8 protein-coding genes are annotated in these 6,219 nt (G+C 65.3%); 5 read left to right on the top strand and 3 right to left on the bottom strand.

Going from position 1 to position 6,219, the window contains the following annotated elements; genetic code table 11:
* On the bottom strand, positions 1-271 hold a 271-nt coding region (locus BG35_RS0105385), incomplete at its 3' end, for a HisA/HisF-related TIM barrel protein (protein ID WP_025782021.1).
* A gap of 82 nt (positions 272-353) precedes the next feature.
* Here BG35_RS0105385 and petP point away from each other — a divergent pair.
* Genes petP through BG35_RS13335 form a run of 4 tightly spaced genes read left to right on the top strand, consistent with a single transcriptional unit; the run spans position 354 to position 3,679 of the window.
* Positions 354-566: a cytochrome b6f subunit PetP gene (gene petP, locus BG35_RS0105380; RefSeq protein ID WP_025782020.1), complete on the top strand. Its 213-nt coding sequence runs from the start codon at positions 354-356 to the stop codon at positions 564-566.
* Positions 566-1,525 (top strand): chlorophyll synthase ChlG, encoded by a 960-nt coding sequence (chlG, locus tag BG35_RS10495; RefSeq protein ID WP_034417252.1) that lies wholly within the window; start codon positions 566-568, stop codon positions 1,523-1,525. The genes petP and chlG overlap by 1 nt, the downstream gene beginning before the upstream one ends.
* Positions 1,526-1,577: 52 nt before the next feature.
* Positions 1,578-3,404, top strand: a complete 1,827-nt coding sequence (locus BG35_RS10490) for a transglycosylase domain-containing protein (protein ID WP_051506159.1) — start codon at positions 1,578-1,580, stop codon at positions 3,402-3,404.
* Positions 3,405-3,412: 8 nt separating this feature from the next.
* Positions 3,413-3,679: a hypothetical protein gene (locus tag BG35_RS13335; protein WP_173399738.1), complete on the top strand. Its 267-nt coding sequence runs from the start codon at positions 3,413-3,415 to the stop codon at positions 3,677-3,679.
* 16 nt (positions 3,680-3,695) lie between these two features.
* Here the strand turns inward: BG35_RS13335 and BG35_RS0105365 are convergent, their stop codons facing one another.
* A complete protein-coding gene (locus tag BG35_RS0105365) occupies positions 3,696-5,060 on the bottom strand; it encodes a 16S rRNA (cytosine(967)-C(5))-methyltransferase (RefSeq protein ID WP_025782019.1) in 1,365 nt (454 codons plus the stop codon).
* 4 nt (positions 5,061-5,064) lie between these two features.
* Positions 5,065-5,418 carry an MGMT family protein gene (locus tag BG35_RS0105360; RefSeq protein ID WP_034417255.1) on the bottom strand — a complete coding sequence of 118 codons (354 nt, stop codon included), beginning with the start codon at positions 5,416-5,418 and terminating at the stop codon, positions 5,065-5,067.
* A gap of 65 nt (positions 5,419-5,483) precedes the next feature.
* On the opposite strand from BG35_RS0105360, the gene BG35_RS0105355 reads away from it, so the two are divergent.
* Positions 5,484-6,219: S-adenosylmethionine:tRNA ribosyltransferase-isomerase (locus tag BG35_RS0105355; protein ID WP_025782017.1), on the top strand; the 736-nt coding region annotated here is incomplete at its 3' end.

Raw genomic sequence — 6,219 nt, 5'->3', positions numbered from 1 at the left:
CCGTAATGCCCTTCAGGTCACGGATGCCGCCCCCCACCGTGAACGGCACATAGACCGTCTCGGCCGTGCGCTGCACCAGGTCCACCAGGGTGCGGCGGTCCTCATGGCTGGCGGTGATGTCCAGGAAGACCAGTTCATCGGCTCCAGCCCGGTCGTAGCGGCTGGCCAGCGCCACCGGATCCCCCGCATCCCGGAGGCCGACAAAGTTGACCCCCTTGACCACCCGTCCTGCCGCCACGTCCAGACAGGGAACAATGCGTTTGGCAACCATCGTGGAATCGGCGCCTCAGGATCAGCCACGTGGAGAGAATAGGCATTTAAGGTGGCTAATGCACCCCGTGATCCGCAACTCCATGTCTCAGGCGGCCATCGACCTCGGCACAACCGTCAAGGTCACCCGTGTGCGTGAACGCATTCCCCAGGATCTGTTGAACAAATTGCAAGCCAACAACATCGGTGAAGTCACGGGCTTTCAGATGACGGACGGCAGTGGCGTTGGCGTGGTGGTTACCTTCCCCGACGGCAGTTCCTGCTGGTTCTTTGACGACGAAATTGCCCCGGTCTGATGGGACAAACCACGGACGCCCGGCAGTTGCTGGGCATGAAGGAAGCATCCCGCGGCCGCAACGTCTGGGTCATCCGGCTCCAGTTGATGAAGCCCATCACCTGGATTCCCCTGATCTGGGGCGTACTCTGCGGCGCCGCCGCCTCCGGCAACTTCCAGTGGCGCTGGGACAACCTGGTGGCGGTTCTGCTGTGCATGGCCCTCAGTGGCCCCCTGATGGCGGGCTTCACCCAGACCATCAATGATTTTTACGACCGGGACATTGACGCCATCAACGAGCCCTACCGTCCCATCCCCTCCGGGGCCATTTCCCTGATTCAAGTCAGGGTGCAGGTCATCGTTCTGCTGGTTGGCGGCCTGGCCCTGGCCTGGGGCCTGGACCGCTGGGCAGAGCACGCCACCCCCACCCTCTTCTTCCTGGCCCTGGGGGGATCCCTGGTGAGCATCTGCTACTCTGCGCCCCCCATCAAGCTCAAGCAGAACGGCTGGCTGGGCAACTACGCCCTGGGCGCCAGCTACATTGCCTTGCCCTGGTGGGCCGGGCAGGCCCTGTTCGGCCACCTTGGTTGGCCCATCATCGGCTTGACCCTGGTCTACAGCCTGGCGGGGCTGGGGATTGCCGTGGTGAATGATTTCAAGAGCATTGCGGGAGATCGTCAGTTGGGACTTCAGTCTCTCCCCGTGCTGCTGGGTCCCCAGACGGCCAGTTGGGTGTCTGCCGCCTTGATGGACGGGTTTCAGCTTCTCATCGCCGTGGTGCTCATGGCCCTGGGACAGCATTTGGCGGGCGCCGTCCTTGTGCTGTTGATCATTCCCCAGATGGTGTTTCAAGACATCTGGCTGCTGCGGGATCCATTGCGCTTTGATGTGCAATACCAGGCCAGCGCCCAACCGTTCCTGGTGCTGGGCATGTTGGTCAGCGCCGTGGCGCTGGGGCACAGCACCCTGGCCCTGGCCTAGGGTGGATCTCCCTTGGCTTCCCTGATCGCTCCGCTGCCCTCCCCCTCTTCGCGTGGCGCACCCCAGACTTTCCCAGCAGCATAAGCTGGGCCGAACCGCAGCCGTAGGCCTGGCCCTTGGGGTTCTGGGGGCGGCGGGCCTGGGGGCAGCAATCGACATGGCAGATTCCCAGTTGCCGGACGTGCAGGAACTGGGCAGTTTTCACCGCCCCCAAACCATCACGTTGCTGGATCTGAATGAGCAGATCATTCAGCAGCAAGGCCCCGTCACCCGGGACAAAATCCCCGACGGTCAGGTGCCCGAACAACTCAAGCAGGCTTTTGTTGCCGCGGAGGATCGCCGGTTTTATGAGCATGGGGGCATTGACGGCTGGGGGGTGGCCCGGGCGTTGGTCAGCAACGTGCAACAACGGGGGATTCGGGAAGGGGCCAGCACCATCACCCAGCAGTTGGCCCGGATGGTGTTCCTGAGCCAGGAGCAAACCCTGGTTCGCAAGGTGAAAGAAGCGCTCCTGGCCCTCAAGCTGGAACGCCAACTCAGCAAGGAGAAAATTCTTGAGCAATACGTCAATAACGTCTACCTGGGGTCCAATGCCTACGGGGCCGCGGATGCGGCCTGGGTGTATTTCTCCAAGCGCCCCGAACAACTGACCTTGCCGGAGGCGGCCCTCATTGCCGGTCTTCCCCCGGCGCCCTCCGTCTATTCCCCTCTCGTCAGTCCCGATCTGGCCCAGCGACAGCGGCGGTCCGTCCTCCAGAACATGCGGGAAGCGGGCTTTATCACCAGGGAGGAAGAGCGCCAGGCCAATGCCACACCCCTCAACCTGACGCCGGCGGAACCTAAGCACTTTGCCAGTGCAGCGCCCTACTTCACGGAATGGGTCGAGCGGGAACTGCCCAAAGTCCTCAGCCTGGATCAAGTTGAGCGGGGTGGTCTCACCATTCGCACCACCCTCAACCTGGATTGGCAACGCCATGCCCGGCAGGTGATGAAAGACCATCGCCCAGGGGAGGAAATTCAAGGAGCCCTGGTGGCCATGGACCCGGCCACAGGCCAGGTGCGGGTCATGGTGGGTGGGCAGAGCTTCTATGACAGTCAGTTCAACCGCGCCACCCAGGCGCTTCGCTCCCCTGGCTCCACCTTCAAGTTATTTGTGTACACCGCTGCTCTACGGGAGGGACTGAACCCCAGCACGGTGTTCCTTGATCAGCCCACATGCTTTGGCGAGTACTGCCCCAGAAACTTCGGCGACAAGTATTTTGGTCCCATCACCATGAGGACCGCACTCAGCCGCTCGGTCAACACCGTCGCCGTGCAGGCCATGGCCCGCATCGGCGCTGATCCGGTCATTGAAACCGCTCAGGCCCTGGGGCTGCAAGGGGAGTTGGGCCGCTACTGGCCCCTGGCGCTGGGGGCCTATGAGCAGACGCTTCTGGACATGACCACGGCCTACGCCGCCGTGAACAATCGGGGCGTCTATCGCGCCCCCACCCCCTTCCTGACCGTTACCGGACCGGATGGGGAGGAGTTATGGAACGGCGAGCGGGACGGACGATCCGGTCGACGGGTTCTGAACGCCCAGGTGGCCGACACCATGGTGTGGATGCTTCAGGGGGTGGTGAAATCCGGCACAGGCATTGCTGCCCAACTTCCGGACCAACGTCCCGTGGCGGGCAAGACGGGCACATCCCAGAGGAACCGTGATCTTTGGTTCATTGGTTCGATTCCCCAGTTGACTACGGGCGTCTGGTATGGCTACGACGATGAGCGTGATACCAAACAGGTGAGCGGGGAAGCCGCCTGGACCTGGAAACAGTTCATGCTGCCGGTTGTAGCCACACTTCCCGGCAGGACTTCCCGCCTCTGCCGGAATCCATAGGGCAAACCATGAAGCGCCAGGAGGTGCAAAACCTGAGAATCCTGCCCTGGGGCCACCAGGAGTCAACACCCTTCGCCTCCCCTGCTCCTGGGGCGCCCCAACCACAGGCAATCCCGGGGAGCCCCCATGGAGACAACGGCGGCGAGACCGGGGGCCAACGGCAGACCCCTGTGGTGTGGCCCTCACCCCCACCCTCTCAGCCGCCGCCGTTACGCCCCCTTGATCCGGAGACCAACGAATTCGACCTGGGGGACATCCCACCGTTTCAAGGCTGAACGGCAAGGCCCAGCCTCACGTCCCAATGGCGGTCACCGGCTCAAGGGCTACGGCAAAAAATCCGTCACAGCCATGGCGCTGGGGCCAGAGCCGGAGTTGGGCGCCGTGGCCACAGAGTTCCTGCAACGACTCCGGCAACGGGCATTGGCGCCAATGGGGATGCCGGTTGAGCAAGGCGTCAATTTGGGCTTGGTTCTCCCCGGGGTGAACCGTGCAGGTGGCATAGACAAGCCGTCCGCCGGGGCGAACCAGTTGAATCGCCTCGTTGAGGAGTTGCCCCTGCAGCGCCTGCAACTCCTCAATGGCCGCCGGGTTCAGGCGCCAGCGGGCGCAGGCATGGCGGGCCAACGTGCCCAGACCTGAACAGGGGGCATCCAGGAGAACACGGTCGGCACAGCCATGGAGACGGGGCAGGGCGCGGGCATCGGCACACCGGGTCTGGATGGATTGCAATCCCAGGCGCCGGGCGTTACGTTGCAGGCGCTGCAGCCGCGCTGCGGAGCGATCAACGGCAATGATCCGGCCTTGATCCCCCATCAGCTCGGCCACATGGGTTGTCTTACCACCGGGGGCTGCACACATGTCCACCACCACATGGCCGGGTTGGGGCTGAAGCAGGGGCGCCACCAGTTGGGCGGCCCGGTCCTGCACACACCACTGGCCCGTGCTGTAGCCAGGCTGCCGGGCCATGGCCCCCACCCCCTGGGGGATCTGCAAACCTTGGGGCGCCATGGCAATGGGCGCCAGGGACTGGTCCACCGCCCCCCATGCAGCCTGCACCTGGTCCACTGTGGCCCGTAGCCGATTGACCCGCAGATCCAGATGGGGCGGCCGGTTGATCAGCGCCGCAAACGCCGCGGCTTCCGGCTCCGGCAGCCATTGCAGCAGCAGGTCTGCCAGCCAGTCCGGCAGGGAGTACCGGGCTGCGAAGCGGGCGGTGGGCTGCCGAGGTAGTGGCGGCTCCTCCTGCCGCTGGCGACAACGCACAACCGCCCGCAAGAGGCCGTTGACCACGGCGCTCAGACGTCCCAAGCCGTGGGCTTTGGCCAGCTCAACGGTGCTGCTGACGGCCACCGCCTCGGGGATGCGGTGGGCAAAGAGCAGTTGATACAGCCCCAGATGGAGCAGCCAGCGCAGCGGCGGCGGCTGCTGTTGAGCGGGACGGGCGCCGCAATGGTCCAGCCAGCGATCCAGCAGGCGCCGCTGGCGAATGCTGCCATAGGTCAGCTCCATGACCAGGGCCCGGTCAGCCGCGCCAAGCTGGCGGCCGTGCCGCCGGAACTCCCGCGCCAAGGCCACGTCGGCAAAGGCGCCAGCCGCCACACTCTGGAGCGTCTTCCAGGCCACCCAACGGGGAAGGGACACGTCCAGGGAAGACATGGGCCTAGTCACCAGCCAGATCCTGGAGGACTTGGAGAGGATCGGGCATCCACAGGTAGGCCCGCAGGGGCAAACGGCCGGACCGGTCCACCGGAACGCCCTCCTCCAGCAGCAACTCCCGCTGGATCCAGTCGGAGCCGTTGCGGCCGGTGCTCATGGAGATGGCGCCAGTGGCATTGACCACCCGGTGCCAGGGGATGGTTGTGTCGGCGGGATCCTGACGGCGCAACACCCAACCCACCTGTCGAGCGGCGCCAAAATAGCCCGCCAGTTCCGCCACACGGCCATAGGTGGTGACAGTCCCCCTGGGGATCATGGCTGTCACCTGCAGGATGCGCTGTTGGGCAGTGGGCGGCATGGTGGGCGGCCAATGCATCAGGCTAAGGCTTCCCGGCAGGATTGGACCACTGCGCCCGCAGGAGGATGAACCAGGACAACCACCTGTCCAGCTACGACTACACCCTGCCGGAGGAGGCCATCGCCCAGGCGCCGGCGGAGCCGCGCCACAGTGCGCGACTGTTCTGCGTGGAACCCGGCGCAGGCTGGCGGGACGCCACCATGGCCCAGTGGCCCGCCCTGCTGCGACCCGGCGATCTGCTGATCCTGAACGATACCCGTGTGCTGAAGGCCCGCCTGAAGGCCCGCCGGGCCAGTGGCGGTCTGGTGGAACTCCTGGTGCTGGAGCCCCACCACGGCAACACCTGGCTGGGCCTGGTGAAGCCCGGTCAGCGGGTGCGGCCCGGAGAGTGGCTGCAGATCCAGGCTCCCCCAGGGCAGCCGTCCGCGGCGGTGCAGGTGCTGGATCGGCACGGTGACGGCGGACCCCGTCTCCTGCGCTTTGCCAACCCGGAACTGGAGGCCATGGAGCAATTCCTGAACGCCTACGGAGAGCTTCCCTTACCCCCCTACATCCGGGCCGGCTGCCGGGAGGAGCAGCGCTACCAGACCACCTATGCTCGCCGTCCCGGCGCCGTGGCGGCCCCCACGGCGGGTCTGCACTTGAGCAGGGAGTTGCGGCGGCAGTTGGCGGCATCCGGTGTGGCCAGTGCCGCCATCACCCTCCATGTGGGCCTGGGCACCTTCCAGCCCCTGCGGACGGAAGACCTCAGCCAGGCGCAACTCCACAGCGAACGGGTGGAGATCAGCCCCGCCACCGTGA

This window comes from Candidatus Synechococcus spongiarum SH4 (assembly GCF_000586015.1).
GTDB classification, from domain to species: domain Bacteria; phylum Cyanobacteriota; class Cyanobacteriia; order PCC-6307; family Cyanobiaceae; genus Synechococcus_B; species Synechococcus_B spongiarum_F.
Note: the sequence above shows the minus strand (reverse complement) of the source record. Positions and strands in the feature narration are given on the sequence as shown.